Source organism: Microbacterium gallinarum, assembly GCF_014837165.1.
Classification (GTDB): Bacteria; Actinomycetota; Actinomycetes; order Actinomycetales; family Microbacteriaceae; genus Microbacterium; species Microbacterium gallinarum.
The window spans coordinates 360,625-378,836 of sequence record NZ_JACSPM010000001.1 but is presented as its reverse complement, the minus strand read 5'-3'; the positions used below and the strand labels follow the sequence as shown (position 1 = coordinate 378,836).

Annotated in this window: 16 protein-coding genes; 6 read left to right on the top strand and 10 right to left on the bottom strand. The window is 69.4% G+C overall.

All coding sequences use genetic code 11. The features are described 5' to 3' along the window. The first annotated feature begins 58 nt into the window (after positions 1-58). The gene (gene glpK / locus H9622_RS01735) at positions 59-1,630 is read left to right on the top strand and encodes a glycerol kinase GlpK (protein WP_191763660.1); all 1,572 of its coding nucleotides are present in this window, start codon (positions 59-61) and stop codon (positions 1,628-1,630) included. A 50-nt stretch (positions 1,631-1,680) separates the two neighbouring features. Here glpK and H9622_RS01730 read toward each other — a convergent pair whose 3' ends face one another. Beyond that, complete coding sequence (locus H9622_RS01730; protein WP_191763658.1) at positions 1,681-2,553, bottom strand: Fpg/Nei family DNA glycosylase; 873 nt, start codon at positions 2,551-2,553, stop codon at positions 1,681-1,683. Positions 2,554-2,619: 66 nt separating this feature from the next. After that, complete coding sequence (locus H9622_RS01725) at positions 2,620-3,186, bottom strand: GNAT family N-acetyltransferase (RefSeq protein WP_191763656.1); 567 nt, start codon at positions 3,184-3,186, stop codon at positions 2,620-2,622. A gap of 227 nt (positions 3,187-3,413) precedes the next feature. On the opposite strand from H9622_RS01725, the gene H9622_RS01720 reads away from it, so the two are divergent. Then, the gene (locus H9622_RS01720) at positions 3,414-4,295 is read left to right on the top strand and encodes an endonuclease domain-containing protein (protein WP_225221521.1); all 882 of its coding nucleotides are present in this window, start codon (positions 3,414-3,416) and stop codon (positions 4,293-4,295) included. 65 nt (positions 4,296-4,360) lie between these two features. On the opposite strand, the gene trpS is transcribed toward H9622_RS01720, so the two are convergent. From trpS to sdhC, 8 genes are all read right to left on the bottom strand, one after another. After that, positions 4,361-5,365 (bottom strand): tryptophan--tRNA ligase, encoded by a 1,005-nt coding sequence (trpS, locus tag H9622_RS01715; RefSeq protein WP_404802840.1) that lies wholly within the window; start codon positions 5,363-5,365, stop codon positions 4,361-4,363. Between the two features lie 141 nt (positions 5,366-5,506). Beyond that, positions 5,507-6,355, bottom strand: coding sequence for an exodeoxyribonuclease III (locus H9622_RS01710; RefSeq protein ID WP_191763654.1), 849 nt, complete (start codon positions 6,353-6,355; stop codon positions 5,507-5,509). A 63-nt stretch (positions 6,356-6,418) separates the two neighbouring features. Continuing rightward, complete coding sequence (locus H9622_RS01705) at positions 6,419-7,741, bottom strand: YihY/virulence factor BrkB family protein (RefSeq protein WP_191763652.1); 1,323 nt, start codon at positions 7,739-7,741, stop codon at positions 6,419-6,421. Between the two features lie 9 nt (positions 7,742-7,750). Next, a complete protein-coding gene (locus H9622_RS01700) occupies positions 7,751-8,995 on the bottom strand; it encodes an MFS transporter (RefSeq protein ID WP_191763650.1) in 1,245 nt (414 codons plus the stop codon). Between the two features lie 10 nt (positions 8,996-9,005). Then, the gene (locus H9622_RS01695) at positions 9,006-9,794 is read right to left on the bottom strand and encodes a succinate dehydrogenase iron-sulfur subunit (RefSeq protein WP_225221520.1); all 789 of its coding nucleotides are present in this window, start codon (positions 9,792-9,794) and stop codon (positions 9,006-9,008) included. Beyond that, complete coding sequence (gene sdhA, locus H9622_RS01690) at positions 9,794-11,620, bottom strand: succinate dehydrogenase flavoprotein subunit (protein ID WP_191763648.1); 1,827 nt, start codon at positions 11,618-11,620, stop codon at positions 9,794-9,796. Before sdhA ends, H9622_RS01695 begins: the two co-directional genes overlap by 1 nt. Before the next feature lie 31 nt (positions 11,621-11,651). Further along, positions 11,652-12,104 carry a succinate dehydrogenase hydrophobic membrane anchor subunit gene (locus tag H9622_RS01685; RefSeq protein WP_191763646.1) on the bottom strand — a complete coding sequence of 151 codons (453 nt, stop codon included), beginning with the start codon at positions 12,102-12,104 and terminating at the stop codon, positions 11,652-11,654. Further along, positions 12,104-12,538: a succinate dehydrogenase, cytochrome b556 subunit gene (sdhC, locus tag H9622_RS01680; RefSeq protein ID WP_191763644.1), complete on the bottom strand. Its 435-nt coding sequence runs from the start codon at positions 12,536-12,538 to the stop codon at positions 12,104-12,106. The genes H9622_RS01685 and sdhC overlap by 1 nt, the downstream gene beginning before the upstream one ends. Before the next feature lie 236 nt (positions 12,539-12,774). On the opposite strand from sdhC, the gene H9622_RS01675 reads away from it, so the two are divergent. The 4 genes from H9622_RS01675 (at position 12,775) to H9622_RS01660 (ending at position 18,177) form a co-directional block, all read left to right on the top strand. Next, the gene (locus H9622_RS01675; RefSeq protein WP_191763642.1) at positions 12,775-13,890 is read left to right on the top strand and encodes a mannose-1-phosphate guanylyltransferase; all 1,116 of its coding nucleotides are present in this window, start codon (positions 12,775-12,777) and stop codon (positions 13,888-13,890) included. 151 nt (positions 13,891-14,041) lie between these two features. Next, complete coding sequence (locus H9622_RS01670) at positions 14,042-15,169, top strand: BMP family lipoprotein (RefSeq protein ID WP_191763640.1); 1,128 nt, start codon at positions 14,042-14,044, stop codon at positions 15,167-15,169. Positions 15,170-15,268: 99 nt separating this feature from the next. Beyond that, a complete protein-coding gene (locus H9622_RS01665) occupies positions 15,269-16,789 on the top strand; it encodes an ABC transporter ATP-binding protein (RefSeq protein ID WP_191763638.1) in 1,521 nt (506 codons plus the stop codon). Next, positions 16,786-18,177, top strand: coding sequence for an ABC transporter permease (locus H9622_RS01660; protein ID WP_191763636.1), 1,392 nt, complete (start codon positions 16,786-16,788; stop codon positions 18,175-18,177). The genes H9622_RS01665 and H9622_RS01660 overlap by 4 nt, the downstream gene beginning before the upstream one ends. Positions 18,178-18,212 lie beyond the last annotated feature (35 nt).

Sequence of the window (18,212 nt, the reverse complement as noted above, 5' to 3'; positions counted from 1 at the left end):
GCGAGCGTGTGCCGGCGACGCACGCGGGCGGTGCCGCCCGGGTGAGGAAGGAGCCGGCTTGGCCGACCACGTTCTGGCGATCGATCAGGGCACGACCTCGACGCGGGCCATCGTGTTCGACTCGTCGGGGGCCGTCGTGTCGGTCGCCCAGCGAGAGCACGAGCAGATCTTCCCGCGCGCCGGGTGGGTCGAGCACGACCCCGTCGAGATCTGGACCAACACCGAGTGGGTGATCGCCTCGTGCCTGTCGCGGGCCGGGGTCGCGGCATCCGACATCGCCGCCGTCGGCGTGACCAACCAGCGCGAGACGGCCATCGTGTGGGACCGTCGCACCGGACGCCCCGTGCACAACGCGCTGGTGTGGCAGGACACCCGCACGCAGCCTCGCATCGACGAGCTCATCCGGGCAGGCGACATGGGCGGTGCGGGTGCGCCTCCGGGCGACGGTGCCTACCGCTTCGCCGAGACGACCGGGCTGCCGCTTGCGACGTACTTCTCGGCCTCGAAGGTCGCATGGATCCTCGACCACGTGCCGGGTGCGCGTCAGGACGCGGAGGCCGGGCACCTCGTGTTCGGCACGCCCGACACGTGGGTCATCTGGAACCTGACGGGCGGGGCTCGTGGCGGCATCCACGTGACCGATGTCACGAACGCCTCGCGCACGCTGCTGATGGACCTGCGCACTCTCGACTGGTCCGACGACCTGCTCGCGGTGTGGGGCATCCCGCGCTCGATGATGCCCGAGGTCCGCTCCTCGTCCGAGGTCGTCGGCACCTCGCGGCTGCCCGACGTGCTGCACGGCACGCCGATCGCCGGCATCCTGGGCGACCAGCAGGCCGCGACATTCGGCCAGGCGGCGTTCGACGCCGGCGAGTCGAAGAACACCTACGGCACCGGCAACTTCCTGCTGGTCAACACCGGCACCGAGATCGTGCGCTCCGACAGCGGGCTGATCACGACCGTCGCGTACCGGTGCGGCGACGAGCCCGCGCGCTACGCCCTCGAAGGATCGATCGCCGTGACCGGGTCGCTGGTGCAGTGGCTGCGCGACAACCTCGGCATCATCCAGCGCTCGGAAGACGTCGAATCGCTCGCCGCGACCGTCGACGACAACGGCGGCGCGTACTTCGTGCCGGCGTTCTCCGGCCTGTACGCGCCGTACTGGCGTCCTGACGCGCGCGGCGCGCTCGTGGGCATGACCCGCTACGTCAACAAAGGTCACATCGCCCGCGCCGCCCTCGAGTCGACCGCGTTCCAGACGCGCGACGTCATCCAGGCGGTGGTCGCCGACACCGGCCGTGCGCTCGACGAGCTGCGCGTCGACGGCGGCATGACGCGGAACAACGCGCTCATGCAGTTCCAGGCCGACATCCTGGGCATCCCGGTCGTGCGCCCGAAAGTCGTCGAGACCACGGCGCTTGGAGCGGCCTACGCGGCCGGATTGGCGACGGGGGTGTGGAGCACGCGCGACTCGTTGCGCGCCCACTGGCAGGAGGACGTGCGCTTCGAGCCCCGGATGACCGAAGACGAGCGCGAGCGCCGCTACCGCCTGTGGAAGAAGGCGGTGTCGAAGTCGCTCGACTGGGTCGACGACGACGCCCGCACGCTCATGGGCACGACGAACGGCTGATCACTCGAGGAGGCGCGAGAGGGGACAGGCGGTGCGAGTTCCCTGCCCCGCTACTTGAGCAGGCGCGACAGCCGCCGGTCGGCGAGGATCTTCCCGCCGGTCTGACACGTCGGGCAGTACTCGAGCGAGTTGTCGGCGAAGAACACGCTGCGCACCTCGTCGCCGCATACCGGGCAGGTCTCGCCGCGTCGCCCGTGCACCTTCATACCGCGACGCTTGGCGTCTTTCAGTTCGGCAGGAGGCTTGCCGGATGCCTCGGCGATCGCCTCGGCGAGGGTGTCGGTCATCGCCTGGAACAGGCGGTCGATGTCTGCGTCGTCGAGGCTCGACGCCAAGGCGTACGGCGACATCTTCGCGGCGTGCAGGATCTCGTCGGAGTACGCGTTGCCGACGCCGGCGATCGTGGCCTGGTCGCGCAGCACGCCTTTGATCTGCGTGCGGCGGCCGGTCAGCAGGCCGGCGAGCGTGTCGCGGGTGAAGGAGGGGTCGAGCGGGTCGGGCCCCAGCCGGGCGATGCCGGGGACGTCGGCCGGGTCGCGGACGACGTAGACGGCGAGCGACTTCTTCGTGCCCGCCTCGGTGAGGTCGAAGCCCGAGCCGTCGGAGAGCGCGACGCGCAGCGCGATCGGCGTCTTGCCGGGGCGGATGAGCGTCGTCGGCAGCTGCTCGTAGAACCGCAGCCACCCGGCCTTGGCGAGGTGGAAAACAAGGTGGGGCGCGGCATCCGTACCGGTCGTCGCCAAGTCGACGAACTTGCCGTGGCGCGCGACCCCGGCGATGCGTGCGCCGGTGAGGGCGTCGACCGGAGGATCGTAGGTCTTCAGCGCGGCGATGTTCGCCACCGAGACGCGGGTGACCTCGAGTCCGGTCACGCGTCCGCGAAGGAACTCGACGAGACCCTGCACCTCGGGCATCTCGGGCATGGGGACATCCTGCCACGGGCAGCCGACGGGCGAGCCGGGGCTTGACGCCGGCGCGCGGGCTCGTCGCTAGCCGTCGAGAACCGGCCAGGGCTGCGGCATCCGCTCGTCCGTCCTGAGCAGTGCGGCGATCCAGCCGTCGTCGCGGTACTTCGCGTTCGCGAGCGCCTGGCGCAGCAGCCCCTCGTAGCGGAAGCCGAGTGCGCGGGCGACGCGCGCCGAGGCGAGGTTGCCGACGACCGCGCGCCACTCGATGCGCGTCAGGTCGAGGCCATCGGCGGCGAAGCCCCAGTCGATCACGGCGTTCGCGGCCTCCGCGAGGCGGCCGTCGCCGCGCGCCCACGGCGCCATCCAGAACCCGATCTCGCCGTTGCCCATGCCGTCGACGCGATACATGCCGATCGTGCCGACGAGGGCGCCCTGCTCGCGGATGGCCCACGTCAGGTTCTTGCCCGCCTCCCAGTCCCGGGGCACCTGCGCGACGAAGCCCTCGGCATGCGAGCGCTCGTACGGCACCGGCACGGGCGTGTAGCGCTGGATGCCGGCGTCCTGGCAGGCGTCGAGGATGGCGTCGACGTCGGCCTCGGTCGGCAGCGATAGCTCGAGCTGCGCCGTGCGCAGCGTCACCGGTTCCATCGGCTCAGGCTACCCGGCGGGCGGGGTGAAGCTCGGCGCCTCGGGAGCCTGTGCACATCGTCGGCACAATGCGGCGCCGAGCGCTCAATCGTCGGCACGAGGCGACCTCAAAGGCGAGTTGCCGACGCTGTGCACGCGACTCCTCCGCAGCCGCATGCGTTGCGGCCCGTTCCACAGAACTCAGGAGCGGAGGATCTGCGAGTCCGGCCGTCAGCGAGCCTGTCGCCATGAAGACGCCCGACTTGGAGCGCGCGAAGATCCTCGACTCGATCGTGCTTGGATATGCCGACCTCCGCCTCGAGTTCTCGCGCCGGCGAATCGATGCGCTCCTGGCCGATGGCCGGATCATCCGGCTGCGCAAGGGCTCATACGTGGGAGCGGATTGTCCTCCCCTTCTGGGCGCGGCCGCCCGCGGGGGCGGCCGCCTGGACTGTGTCTCGCTGCTGCGGCTGCTCGGGGTATTCGTCCTCGAGTCGGCGGGCACCCACATCCAGATGGACAGGACCGCTACGCGCATCCCGCGAAAGGACGCTCGCTTCGTGAGGCACTTCCGTGAGTCGGGCGTGGTTCGGAGCAGCCTTGTGGCAGACCTCGTCGAGGCGGTCGCGCAGGCGTGCCGGTGTCAGTCCCCTCGCGCGGCGATCGCCACGCTCGACAGTGTCGTGCACCTGGGGCTGCTCGACGAAGTCGGGATCGCCGAGGTGTTCGCGCGCCTTCCGCGTCGATACCAGGTGCTCCGGGAACTGCTCGATCCGAGGAGCGAGTCGGGTCCCGAGACACTGGTCCGACTCCTCGTGCGCGGTCTCGGCCTCGACATCGATCTCCAGGTCGTCCTCAGCGGGGTAGGCCGAGTCGACCTCATCGTGGATGGCTGGCTGATCATCGAGTGCGACAGCGAGGCGCATCACTCGGGGTGGCCGGCCCGCCGACGCGACAGCAGGCGCGACCTGGCGGCGGCTGCGCTCGGATTCACCACGCTGCGGCCGATCGCGGAGGACATCATGTACCACCCCGACATCGTGGTCGAGGCTGTGCGGGGACTCGTCCAGGCGCGTCGCGGCGCGCACAACGTCGGCGAACCGCGCACCCGCACCCGCGGCACCCGGTGATCGGTCGTCTCGCTGCGCGTGGTGCCGACGTTGTGCGCGGGCGGCCGCCCGGCGACGAGCCGCCCTCAGACCCGTCGGAGGAGGCCGACCCTGTCGTAGACGTCGCCGAGCGTGCGGTCGGCGACCTCGTCGGCCTTCGCGGCGTTCGAAGCGAGCACCCGGTCGAGCTCCGCCGGATCGTCGAGCATGTCGAGGGCGCGCTGGCGCACCGGACCGAACTCCTCGACCACGACCTCGGCGAGACCCTTCTTGAAGTCGCCGTATCCGCGGCCTGCGTACTCGTCCTCGAGGGCGGGGATCTGCCGCCCCGTGAGGGCGGCGTAGATCACGAGCAGGTTCGAGACGCCGGGCTTGTTCTCGCGGTCGTAGCGGACCGTGCCCTCGCTGTCGGTGACGGCGCGCATGATCTTCTTCGCGCTCTTCGCGGGGTCGTCGAGCAACCACAGCACGCCCGCGTCGGTCTCGGCCGACTTCGACATCTTGGCGGTCGGGTTCTGCAGGTCGTAGATCCGCGCCGTCTCCTTCTGGATCACCGGCATCGGCACGGTGAACGTCTCACCGAACCGGCTGTTGAACCGCTCGGCGAGATCGCGCGTCAGCTCGACGTGCTGCTTCTGGTCGTCGCCGACGGGCACGATGTCGGTCTGGTACAGCAGGATGTCGGCTGCCATCAGCACCGGGTAGGTGAAGAGGCCGACCGACGTGGCGTCGGCGCCGTACCGCTGCGACTTGTCCTTGAACTGCGTCATGCGACCCGCCTCGCCGAAGCCGGTGATCGTCGAGAGGATCCAGGCGAGTTCGGCGTGTGCGCGTACGTGCGACTGCACGTACAGCGTCGACTTCGACGGCTCGATGCCGGCGGCGATGTACTGCGCTGCGGTGCGGCGCGTCTTCTCACGGAGGTGCTCCGGATCCTGCGCGACGGTGATCGCGTGCAGGTCGACCACGGAGAAGAACGCGTCGTACGCGAGCTGCAGGTCGCGCCACTGCATGAGGGCCCCGATGTAGTTGCCGATCTGAAGCGAGTCGGCGGAGGGCTGCATGCCGGAGTACAGACGGGGTTTGCTCACCAGACAATCCTAGGGGCCGTCGCCGGGCGGGCTCCCGGCAGCCGTCGGCTGGCATCCGCGCTAACGGGCTGGGCCCGCGTTAGCGAGGGTGAAGGATGCGGGCAGGCCCGCGAGAGCCAGGGCGACGGATGCCGCGCCCCGTCAGAGCCCGAGCGTGTAGTCCGCGACGACGGGGGAGTGGTCGCTCCACCGGGTGTCCCACGAGGGGGCACGGACGACCTGGTAGTTCGTCGCGCGTGCCGCGAGAGCCGGCGTCGCGAGGTGGTAGTCGATCCGCCAGCCGCTGTCGTTGTCGAACGCGCGCCCGCGCATCGACCACCAGGTGTACGGACCGTCGACGTCGCCGTGGGCTACTCGTCCGACGTCGACCCAGCCGAGGCCGGTGCCGGTGGTGCCGTCCACGGCCGTGACAGGCTCGCCCGCGGCGCCGAGGAACCGGTCGAAGTACGCGCGCTCGCGGGGGAGGAAGCCGGCCTTCTTGACGTTGCCCTTCCAGTTGCGGATGTCGAGCTCGCGATGCCCGACATTGAGGTCGCCCATGACGAGCGCGAACGGGGATGCCTGCTCGAGCTGCGGCATCCGCTTCTCCATCGCATCGAGGAAGGCCCACTTGGCATCCTGCCGGGGAGTGTCGGCCTCACCGGTGTGGACGTACGCGCTCACGATCGTCACTCGCTCGCCGTCGATGTCGAAGTCGGCCTCGATCCAGCGCCCGGCGGAGTCGAGCGGCTCGGGCCCGAGCACACGGCGCACGTCGACGGCGGGCATGCGGGTCGCGACGGCGACACCCGCGCGGCCCTTGGCCAGCGCCTCGTCGTTCACGATCTCCCAGCCCGGAAGCACGGCCTGCATCTCGTCGAGCGTCGCCCGCACCTCCTGCAGGGCGAGCACATCGACATCGGCGGCGTCGAGCCACTCGATCATGCCCTTCCTGGTGGCGGCGCGAATGCCGTTGACGTTGACGGAGGCGATGCGGACTCGGCGGGGCACGCCCGCCAGCCTATCCGCGACGGCCGACACGATCGGTCGCCCGTCCACCCGTCCGGACCTCGCTCAGGGAAGGCCGGGCTTCTCGCCCTGCGCGGCGTCCGCCGCCTTCGGAGACCGCTTGGACGCCTTGCGCACCGTCTTCTTCGGCGGCGGCGGCGACGCCGGCGCCTTCGCCGCGTGCGGAGGAGAAGGTGGAGCGGATGCCTCGACCTGCCGCAGCTCCTCCTCCGCTTCGCGGACGGCACGGTCGGCGAAGGGGCGGCGGAACCAGGATGCCTGCGCTCGCGCGTCCTTCGCGGTGCGCAGCCGCACGCGCGCCGCGAGGAGGAGCGCGGCATGCTCGGCTGCGATCCGCTCGGCCTCGGTCTGCGGAAGGATCGCGACGTCGCGGTCGCGGGCGGCGACGGCGACCCACGAGGCGGCGACCAGCATGACGATGCCCATGAGCCGGAACCACAGCAGCATCCCGACGAAGAAGGCGAATCCGGCGAGCAGCGGATTCGAGGGTGTGTAGCTCAGCAGCAGGCCCGCGCCGAGCTGCAGCAGGGAGAGCCCGACGCCGCCGATGATCGCGCCCGGCCAGATCCGCCGCCACGGCAGCTTCGTGCCGGTCAGGAATCGGAAGAGGCCCGCCAGGGCGGCCGAAGTCACGGCGAACCCGATCAGCAGGGAACCGGCGCTCACGGTCAGCTCGGTGGCTCTGCTCGCAACCCCCCAGCCGATGAGCGACACCAGCCACTCGACCGCGTAGGTGCCGATCGTGCTCAGCGCGCCGCCCAGGATCAGCACGGCGCCGAACAGGAGGGCGGCGAGCAGATCCCGTGCCTTCAGCAGGAAGTAGCTGCGGCGGTCGGGCGGGATGGCGAAGAGCTCGCGGACGGCGCGCCGCGTGTAGGTCACCCAGTCGATGGCCGTCCAGATGAGGGCGCCGAGCGCGACGACACCCGTCCAGCCCAGCACGCCCGAATTCTGCGAGGCGATCGCCTGCACCTGCTCGGGCGTCGCGAACGCGCTGTCGTCTGAGATCAAGTCCGGGATGTAGCTGTTGATCAGGTCGATGAGGGCGTTCACTGCCTCGGTGTTGCCGCCGAGCCACAGCCCCGTGATCGCGAACGCGAGGTAGATCGCGGCGAAGCACGCGAACAACGCGACGTAGCTGACTCCGGCCGAGAGCAGGAATCCGTTCTCGATGAGGAAATTGCGCCAGACGCGCACGGGGAACCACTCCAACGTGGCTTCGGTGAGCCGCGTGGCGCGCTGGATCGGCACGTCGAACCGCTGACGGAGGCTGACTTCGGTCGCGTCCCACCGCTCGCGCAGCGATTCCTCTTCGCGCTGGGCGGCGTCGGCCGCCGTCTGCGCGTCCGGCGAGGGGGTCTGCGTCACGGTGTCAGATTAGCGACTGAGGCCGGTGCCGGTCGTCTGGGCGCCCGGCGATGCGGCGCGCGCGGCCTGGGAGGGCGAGCGGAACCATCGCACCGCCAGCAGGATCGCCGCGAGGGCGACGGCGGGGATGAGGAAAGCGGGTCCGTAGCCGGTGACGTCGGCGAGCAGCCCGACGACGACCGCGCCCAGGATCGCTCCGGCGTAGTTGAAGAGGTTCACGCGGGCGATGACCTGGTCGCTGTGCTCGGGGGAGAGCTCGCCAGCCGCACCGAACGTCACCGGGATCAGCACGCCCGCGCTGACGCCCGCGAGCGCGAAGCCGATGATCGCCGCGACGGGGAACGGCACGAGTGCGACGACGGCGCAGCCGATCGCCGACGTCACGGCGGCGATCGCGACGAGGCGGGGGCGCCCGATCGCCGGGATCAGCCGGTCGGTCACCAACCGGGTGACCAGCACGACCGCCTGGTAGGCCGCGTAGCCGAGCGGAGCGATCCACGCGAGCGTCTCGAGGTCGAGCTGGAGGTACTGCGTGCTCCACGTGCTGACCGCCGAGTCTGCGATGAAGACCGCGAGGATCACGAGGCCGAAGATCCAGATCCCGGCGCGCGGCAGCTTCGCGCGCTCGGCAGGCGGCAGCGCCTCATCGATCGGGACCTCACGAAGGAGGAATCGGATGCCGATCACGGCCGCGCCGAGAGCGATCGCGGCCGCGCACATCAGCGCGATACCCGCGGCGGTCGCGGTCAGGGCCACGGCGGAGACGAGGAGCGCACCGACGATCGCGGCGGCCGTCGCGGCGGCGAAGAACGAGCCGAGCAGGTGGCGCCCGTACGCACGCTGCACCGCCACGCCCTGCATGGCAGCGGCAGCGTCGACGCAGCCGAGGCCGACGCCGAACACGCCGAACGCGCCGGCGAACACGGCGAAGGGCGCCGGGACCGCGATCACCGGGAGGGCGACGGCTTGGATGATCAGCCCCAGGGCCAGCGCGGTGCGGCTGCCCCACCGTACGGCGACCGCATTGGCGATCACCGAGCCGAGCGCGGCGGCGACGGCCACGCCCAGCACGAGGATCGACACGATCGCGGCATCCCGGATGTCCTGTCGCTGCTGCAGCGCGGGCAGGGATGTCACGATCACCGCATAGCCGAGGCCCTGCGCCACATAGGCGGCCGTGACTGCGCCGCGGGCGCGGCGGAGCGAGGGGTCCAGCGGAGCGGTCGGCGCGTCGTCGCGCAGGGGCTCTGTCACACAGGGAAGCCTAGGGGCGTCCGCGCAGAACCGCCTGCTTGACTTCGGCGATCGCCTTCGTCACCTCGATGCCGCGCGGGCACGCCTCGGTGCAGTTGAAGGTCGTGCGGCAGCGCCACACACCCTCTTTGTCGTTGAGGATGTCGAGGCGGACGTCGCCGGCATCGTCGCGCGAGTCGAAGATGAACCGGTGGGCGTTGACGATCGCGGCCGGGCCGAAGTACTGGCCGTCGGTCCAGAAGACCGGGCACGACGAGGTGCACGCGGCGCACAGGATGCACTTGGTCGTGTCGTCGAAGACCTCACGGTCGACGATCGACTGGATGCGCTCCTTGCCCGGCTCGGGCGTCGAGTTCGCGATGAGGAACGGCTGCACCTCGCGGTAGGAGGCGAAGAACGGCTCCATGTCGACGATGAGGTCCTTCTCGAGCGGCAGGCCCTTGATCGCCTCGACGTAGATCGGCTGCGAGATGTCGAGATCCTTGATCAGCGTTTTGCAGGCCAGGCGGTTGCGGCCGTTGATGCGCATCGCGTCGGAGCCGCAGATGCCGTGCGCGCACGAACGGCGGAAGGTCAGCGAGCCGTCGACCTCCCACTTGATCTTGTGCAGTGCGTCCAGCACGCGGTCGGTCGAGTACAGCTCGACGTCGTAGTCGACCCAGCGCGGCTCCTCGTCGACCTCGGGGTCGAAGCGACGGATGATGAACGTGACGAGGAACGACTGGATGCCGGTGTCCGCCGGCGTCTCGACCTGGGTGGGGGCGTCGGTGGACGCGTCCGCAGCGACGACGGTGGTCATCAGTACTTCCTCTCCATCGGCGGGTAGTTCAACTCGCCCTTGTCGTTCCGCGTGAAGACGACCGGTTTCCAGCCCAGCTCGATGTGGTCCTCGGCGTGGGACGAGTGCGGGTCGCCGGTGAGGTACGCCATCGTGTGCTGCATGTAGTTCTCGTCGTCGCGGTGCGGGAAGTCGTCGCGCATGTGGCCGCCGCGGCTCTCCTTGCGGTTGCGGGCGGTGACGACGACGACCTCGGCGATGTCGAGGAGGAACCCGAGCTCGACGGCCTCGAGCAGGTCGGTGTTGTACCGCTTGCCCTTGTCGTCGACGTGCACGTTCTTGAACCGCTCGCGCAGCTCTTCGATGACCTCGAGCACCTCGCCGAGCGACTCCTCGGTGCGGAAGACCTGAGCCTTGCGGTCCATCTCATCCTGCAGCTGCTTGCGCAGGACGGCGATGCGCTCGGTGCCCTGGTTGTCGCGCAGCCCCTCGATGAGCCCGCGCACCTCGGCGGCGGGGTCGTCGGGCAGCGGGACGAAGTCGGCCGTCTTGACGTACTCGACCGCATTTCGGCCGGCGCGCTTGCCGAAGACGTTGATATCGAGCAGCGAGTTCGTGCCGAGACGGTTCGACCCGTGCACCGACACGCACGCGCACTCTCCGGCGGCGTAGAGGCCGGGAACGACGGTCGTGTTGTCGCTCAGCACCTGTGCGTCGTTGTTGGTCGGGATGCCGCCCATGGCGTAGTGCGCGGTGGGCATGACCGGAACCGGCTCGACGACCGGGTCGACGCCCAGGTAGGTGCGTGCGAACTCGGTGATGTCGGGGAGCTTCGTCTCGAGCACCTCGGCGCCGAGGTGAGTGCAGTCGAGCAGCACGTAGTCGCGGTGGGGCCCTGCGCCACGGCCCTCGGCGACCTCCTGGACCATGCAGCGGCTCACGATGTCGCGCGGCGCGAGGTCCTTGATCGTCGGGGCGTAGCGCTCCATGAAGCGCTCGCCCGAGGCGTTGCGCAGGATGGCGCCCTCCCCACGGGCGCCTTCGGTGAGCAGGATGCCGAGGCCGGCGAGACCGGTCGGGTGGAACTGGAAGAACTCCATGTCCTCGAGCGGCAGGCCCTTGCGCCAGATGATGCCGACGCCGTCGCCCGTGAGCGTGTGGGCGTTCGAGGTCGTCTTGAAGATCTTGCCGAACCCGCCGGTGGCGAAGATGACGGCCTTCGAGTGGAAGACGTGCAGGTCGCCGGTGGCCAGCTCGTAGGCGACGACCCCCGCGACCTCGGTCTTGCCGTCGGCGTCCTTCACCGTGATCAGGTCGAGCACGTAGAACTCGTTGAAGAAGTTGATGCCGAGCTTGACGCAGTTCTGGAACAGCGTCTGGAGGATCATGTGACCCGTGCGGTCGGCGGCGTAGCAGGCGCGGCGCACCGGTGTCTTGCCGTGGTCGGCCGTGTGCCCGCCGAATCGGCGCTGGTCGATCTTGCCCTCGGGCGTGCGGTTGAACGGCAGGCCCATGTTCTCGAGGTCGATGACCGCGTCGATGGCCTCTTTCGCGAGGATCTCGGCGGCATCCTGGTCGACGAGGTAGTCGCCGCCCTTGACGGTGTCGAAGGTGTGCCACTCCCACGAGTCCTCTTCGACATTGGCGAGGGCCGCGGCCATGCCGCCCTGCGCCGCGCCCGTGTGGGAGCGCGTCGGGTAGAGCTTCGAGATGACCGCCGTCCGGGCACCCGGCCCTGCCTCGATCGCTGCTCGCATGCCGGCACCGCCGGCGCCCACGATGACGATGTCGAACTGGTGGTAGTGGACGCCGTCCTTGACGTAGCTGTCCGGGGTCTGAGTGGTCACGTAAGAGTGCTTTCGGTCGCTGTCGGTCTCGTCAGTTCGCCACGCTCTGGCACATCTCCCACAGCGAGCTGTCGGAGGTCACGCCGATGCAGGGATCGAACGTGAAGACGACCAGCGTGCCGAGGACGATGAGGAATCCGGCGGACAGCCACAGAGCCCAGACCAGCACCTTGCGGGTGGCCTCGTGGCCGACGTAGTCGTTGACGATCGTGCGCATGCCGTTCGCGCCGTGGATGAGCGCGAGCCAGAGCATGAGGACGTCCCACCACTGCCAGAACGGCGTGGCGAACTTCCCGGCCACGAAGGCGAAGTCGATCTGGTGGATCCCCGTGCCCGTGAGCAGGTTGATGAAGAGGTGCCCGAAGATCAGGACGATCAGCAGCACGCCCGAGACGCGCATGTAGATCCAGCCCCACTTCTCGAGGTTGGGTCCCTTGCGGCGGACGGCGGCGCGCGGGGCGCGCGGTTCGGCGATGGTGGTCATCAGTGCCCGCCTCCGATCTCGGCGAAGACGTTCATGAGGTGACGCGGCGCGAAGCCGAGCATCGTCACCGCCCACAGTCCGAGCACGCCCCACCACAGCTGGCGCTGGTGGCGCGTGGCCCACGACCACATGTCGACCAGGATGATGCGCAGCCCGTTGTAGGCGTGGTAGGCGACCGCACCGACCAGCGCGACCTCGCCGATACCCATGATCGGGTTCTTGTACGTGCCGATCACCGCGTCGTACGCCTCGGGGGAGACCCGGATCAGCGCCGTGTCGAGCACGTGGACCAGCAGGAAGAAGAAGATCGCAATGCCGGTGATGCGGTGCAGCACCCACGACCACATGCCTTCGCTCCCGCGGTACAGAGTTCCGCGGGGGACTCGGGACGTGGTCTCGGATACCGACGGTGTGACGCGTGCTGGTGCAGACACGGCCGTCCTCCCTGAATCGAACATGGCGGGGCGGGAAACGTTGCCCCTGAGGTGGCCCGGCACTGGAGACTCGGGCCATCGGCGTCACGCGGGCGCTCCTTCCATCCTATTCCCGCTTTGAACACAGCGGCGACGAAGGGGAGCCTTACCGGCCGCCTTCCCGGGAGGTCCTTCGCAGGCGGCAAGAACCAGAGTTCTTTCAGGTGCGCACAGGCGTCGCGGATACGCTGTTCGTCATGCCTGAACCCATCGAGGACTTCTACGCTGTGATCCCCGCGGGGGGCATCGGAAGCAGACTGTGGCCCCTCTCGCGCGCCGACGCGCCCAAGTTCCTCCACGACCTGACCGGGTCCGGCCAGACCTTGCTGCGCGACACATGGGATCGCCTGGAGCCGCTCGCCGGACCCGACCGCATCGCGGTGGTCACCGGCCGCGCGCATCGCGCCGCCGTCGAGGGCGAGCTGCCGGGCATCCCCGATCTCAACGTCTTCCTCGAGTCGGAGCCGCGCGACTCGACCGCCGCCATCGGCCTCGCCGCCGCGGTGCTCCTCCGCCGCGAGCCCGACGTCATCATCGGGTCGTTCGCCGCCGACCATGTGATCCGCGTGTCCCACCTCTTCGACTGGGCGGTGCGTCAGGCGGTCGCCACAGCGCGCGCCGGCTACATCTGCACCATCGGCATCCAGCCGTCCGAGCCGTCGGTCGGGTTCGGGTACATCCGCAAGGGGTCGGAGCTCGTCGTGGACGGTGCGCCCGAGGCGGCGCTCGTCGACAGCTTCGTCGAGAAGCCCGACCTCGACACGGCGAAGAAGTACTTCGCCGACCGCTCCTACCTGTGGAACGCCGGCATGTTCATCACCCGGGCGGACGTGCTGCTCGGCGAGATCGCGGCGAATGAGCCCGCGCTGCACGCCGGGCTCATGGAGCTCGCCGAGGCCTGGGACGACCGCGAGCGCCGCGGCCCCGTCGTCGACCGGGTCTGGCCGGAGCTCAAGAAGATCGCGATCGACTACGCGGTGGCGGAGCCCGCAGCGGCACGCGGCCGGCTCGCCGTCATCCCGGGCCACTTCGACTGGGACGACGTGGGGGACTTCGCCAGCCTCGCCAAGCTCAACTCGCACGGACGCAAGAACGACCTGGCGATCCTCGGCGAGAACGCGCGAGTGCTGTCGGATGCCGCGAGCGGGATCGTCGTCAGCCAGACCTCGCGCGTCATCAGCCTGATCGGAGTGCGGGACATCGTCGTGGTCGACACCGACGACGCGCTGCTGGTCACCACGAGCGAGCACGCGCAGCGGGTGAAAGGCGTCGTCGACGCGCTGAAGCTCAACGGCCGCGGCGACGTCCTCTGAATCCCGCGGCGATGACGCCTCCGTCTCGCCACATTGCGTCTTTGTAACCATTCGGCACCGACCCCCCGCCGCGACTGCAAGCATCGCGTCACAGTGGGTAACTTTGTGCAGTCCCCGTGAAGGACGCGGGGCGATACAAGTGGAGGCTGAGTTGACCATCTCACGCACCAAGAAGCTCGTCGGCGTCGTCGCTGCCGCGGGCCTTCTCGTCGCCCTCGCGGGCTGTGGCTCCGCCCCGGAGGCGACCCCGACGGAATCCGAGTCCGAAGGACCTGTCGCGGTCGAGGGCTTCATGCCCTGCCTCGTCTCGGACGACGGCGGCTTCAACGACAAGTCGTTCAACCAGTCCGCTCTCATGGGCATGGAGAAGGCCTCGGACGAGCTCGGCGTCGAGTTCATCGAGGTCGAGTCGGCTTCGGCGAACGACTACGCGCCGAACCTCGAGAACCTCGTCGCTGAAGGCTGCACGTTCATCGTGGCCGTCGGCTTCAAGCTCTCGGCCGACACGATCGCCTCGGCGACCGCGAACCCCGACATCGACTACGCGATCATCGACGACATCGCCGACGCCGACGGCGACGGCGCCCCTGACGCGCCGAACATCAAGCCGCTCCAGTTCGACACGGTTCAGGCCGCGTACCTCGGCGGCTACGCCGCGGCCGCCTGGTCGGCCGAGCAGGGCGTCAACAAGATCGGCACCTTCGGCGGCATCCCGATCCCGCCCGTCACGATCTTCATGGACGGCTTCGTCGACGGCGCCGCCAAGTACAACGAGGACAGGGGCGCCGCAGTCGAGACCTTCGGCTGGGACGTCGACGCTCAGGAGGGCTCGTTCACCGGTGGCTTCGCTGCGAACGACACCGCCAAGCAGACCGCGCAGGGCATCCTCGACCAGGGCGTCGACGTGGTCCTGCCTGTCGGCGGCCCGATCTACCAGAGCGCTGCTGCGGCGATCACCGACGCCAGCTCGGAGTCGCTGCTCATCGGTGTGGACTCCGACCTCGCCGTGGTCGACCCGTCTGTCGCCGACCTGGTGCTCTTCTCGATCATGAAGCGCATCGATGCGGCCGTGTACGACGCCACCATGCAGGCCGCCACCGGTGAATTCGACGCGACGCCGTACGTCGGCACGCTCGAGAACGAGGGCGTCGGCCTCTCCGGCTTCGGCGCGTTCGAGTCGGAGCTGCCCGAGGGCCTGACCGACGAGCTCGCTGCTCTGCAGGAGCAGATCATCTCGGGTGAGCTCGAGGTGACCTCGCCCAGCTCGCCTCAGCAGTGATCTCGGCGTAGTCGAACGACTGCTGACCGCGGCCGGGTGGATGAGTCCACCCGGCCGCGGTTCTTCCAGCCCGATGGAGACAGTGGATAAGGTGCACATATGAAGCTCGAGCTCCGTGGGATCACGAAGCGTTTCGGGTCCCTCGTCGCGAACGACCACATCGATCTGGTGGTCCAGCCGGGAGAGATCCACGCCCTCCTGGGCGAGAACGGCGCAGGCAAATCAACACTGATGAACGTCCTCTACGGCCTGTACCAGGCCGATGAGGGGGAGATCCTCCTCGACGACGTCGTGCAGCACTTCCGCGGCCCCGGCGATGCGATGGCCGCCGGCATCGGCATGGTGCATCAGCACTTCATGCTCATTCCCGTCTTCACGGTCGCCGAGAACGTCATGCTCGGCCACGAGGACACCAAGGGCCTCGGAGCGCTCGACCTGCCCAAGGCCCGCCAGCACGTGCGCGACGTCGCGCAGCGCTTCGGCTTCCAGGTCGACCCGGATGCGATCGTCGGCGACCTGCCGGTCGGCGTCCAGCAGCGCGTCGAGATCATCAAGGCCCTCTCGCGCGACGCCAAGGTGCTCGTGTTCGACGAGCCGACTGCGGTGCTCACGCCGCAGGAGACCGACGAGCTCATGGCGATCATGCGCCAGCTGCGCGACGAGGGCACCTCCATCGTCTTCATCACCCACAAGCTCCGTGAGGTCCGCGCCGTCGCCGACCGCATCACCGTCATCCGGCTCGGCAAGGTCGTGGGCGAAGCCGCTCCCACCGCCACCAACGCCGAGCTCGCCTCGCTCATGGTGGGACGCGCGGTCGAGCTGACGGTGCACAAGGATCCGCCGAAGGTTGCCGATGGCGGCGGCCTCGAGGTCAAGGGCCTCCGCGTGCTCACTCCGAGCGGCGCGGTCGTCGTCGACAACGTGAGCTTCGACGTCAAGCCCGGTGAGGTGGTCGCCCTCGCCGGCGTCCAGGGCAACGGTCAGACCGAGCTCGTCGAGGCCATCGTCGGCCTCGCCGACCGCGCCTCCGGCTCGATCACGCTCGACGGCGTCGAACTCATCGGCAAGAGCGTGCGCGGCATCCTCGACGAAGGCGTCGGCTTCGTGCCCGAAGACCGCACCGAGGACGGCCTCGTCGGCGGGTTCACGGTCGCTGAGAACCTGATCCTCGACCGCTCGGGCGACTCGGAGTTCGTGCGCGGCGGCACGGTCATGCGGGGCGTGCTGCACGAGTTCGCGCAGGCCCGCATCGCCGAGTACGACATCCGCACCCAGGGTCCCGATGTGCCCGCCGGCACCCTCTCGGGCGGCAACCAGCAGAAGGTGGTGATCGCGCGCGAGATGAGCCGCGACCTCAAACTGCTGGTGGCTGCGCAGCCGACCCGCGGTGTGGATGTGGGCTCCATCGAGTTCATCCACACGCGCATCGTCGAGACGCGCGACTCCGGTGTGCCGGTGCTCGTGGTCTCGACCGAACTCGACGAGGTCGCCGCCCTCGCCGACCGCATCGCCGTGATGTATCGCGGCGCGATCGTCGGAATCGTGCCGGGCGACACCCCGCGCGATGTTCTGGGACTGATGATGGCCGGCGAGACGCCGGGAGACGGGGTGGCCGCGTGAACGACGACGCCAAGGGAACGACGCCGGGTGCGTCGGACCCGACCAGCGGGCTTCCTCCCGAGCAGCTTCCGCCGGTCTCCGGCCCGCTGACCGGGACTCCGGTCGCCGCTGCCACGCCCGCGACGCCCGCAGAGCCCGCGACCCCCGGAACGGCCGACGGCGAGATCCCGCCGCCGCCGCGTCAGAACGCGTTCATCAAGGACCTGCTGCGCAGCAACTGGGTGACCACCGTCCTCGCGATCGTCGCGGCGATGATCGTCGGCGGCATTCTCATGGCCGTGACCGACGAGGACGTGCGCGCAGCATCCGCCTACTTCTTCGCACGCCCTGGCGACACGCTCATCGCGATCTGGAACTCGGTGTACGGCGGCTACGAGGCCCTGTTCCGCGGTGCGGTGTTCAATCCGCGCGCACCCGACTTCCTGACGCAGATCCGCCCGATCACGAACACGCTCGGCTTCGCCGCTCCGCTGATCGCCGCCGGCCTCGGTGTGGCGCTCGCGTTCCGGGTCGGCCTGTTCAACATCGGCGGTCGCGGCCAGATGCTCATCGCGGCCGCGGTGGCCGGTCTCGTGACCTTCAATCTCGACCTGCCGATGTTCCTCCACCTGCCGCTCACCCTCGCTGCCGGCATCGCGGGTGGCGCGATCTGGGGTGGCATCGTCGGCGTGCTGAAAGCCCGCACCGGCGCGCACGAGGTCATCCTCACGATCATGCTCAACTACGTCGCGTTCTACCTCGTGACGTGGATGGTCCGCACCCCCGGGCTGCTGCAGCGCGCCGCCGAGGACCAGCCGATCTCGGATCCGACGCCGCCCACTGCGCAGTTCCCCGATCTGTTCGGGCCGCGGTTCCCGCTGCTCGACTGGGGCTTCCTCATCGTGATCGCCGCGACCGTGTTCGTGTGGTGGCTCGTCGAGCGCTCCAGCCTCGGCTTCCGCCTGCGCGCCGTGGGTGAGAACCCGCACGCGGCGCGCGCGGCCGGCATCTCGGTGCAGCGCATGTACATCTACGCGATGCTCTTCGCGGGAGGCCTCGCGGGTCTGGCCGCCATGAACCAGATCCAGGGCTCGGTCGTCAGCGGCTTCGACGGCTTCATCGACGCCGGCATCGGCTTCGATGCGATCACCGTCGCCCTCCTCGGCCGCAGTCGCGCGTGGGGCGTGTTCGCAGCCGGCATCCTCTTCGGCGCTCTGAAGGCAGGCTCGTTCACCATGCAGGCCTCGCAGGGCATCCCCGTCGACATCGTGCTCGTCGTGCAGTCGCTCATCGTGCTCTTCATCGCGGCACCGCCGCTGGTGCGCGCGATCTTCTTCCTGCCGAAGACCGACGCCGAGAAGGCCGCCAAGGCGAGAGCCAAGGCCGCGAAGAAGGCGGTGGCCGCATGATCCCCACGCCCACTCCAGACGCCGCTGGCGCGTCG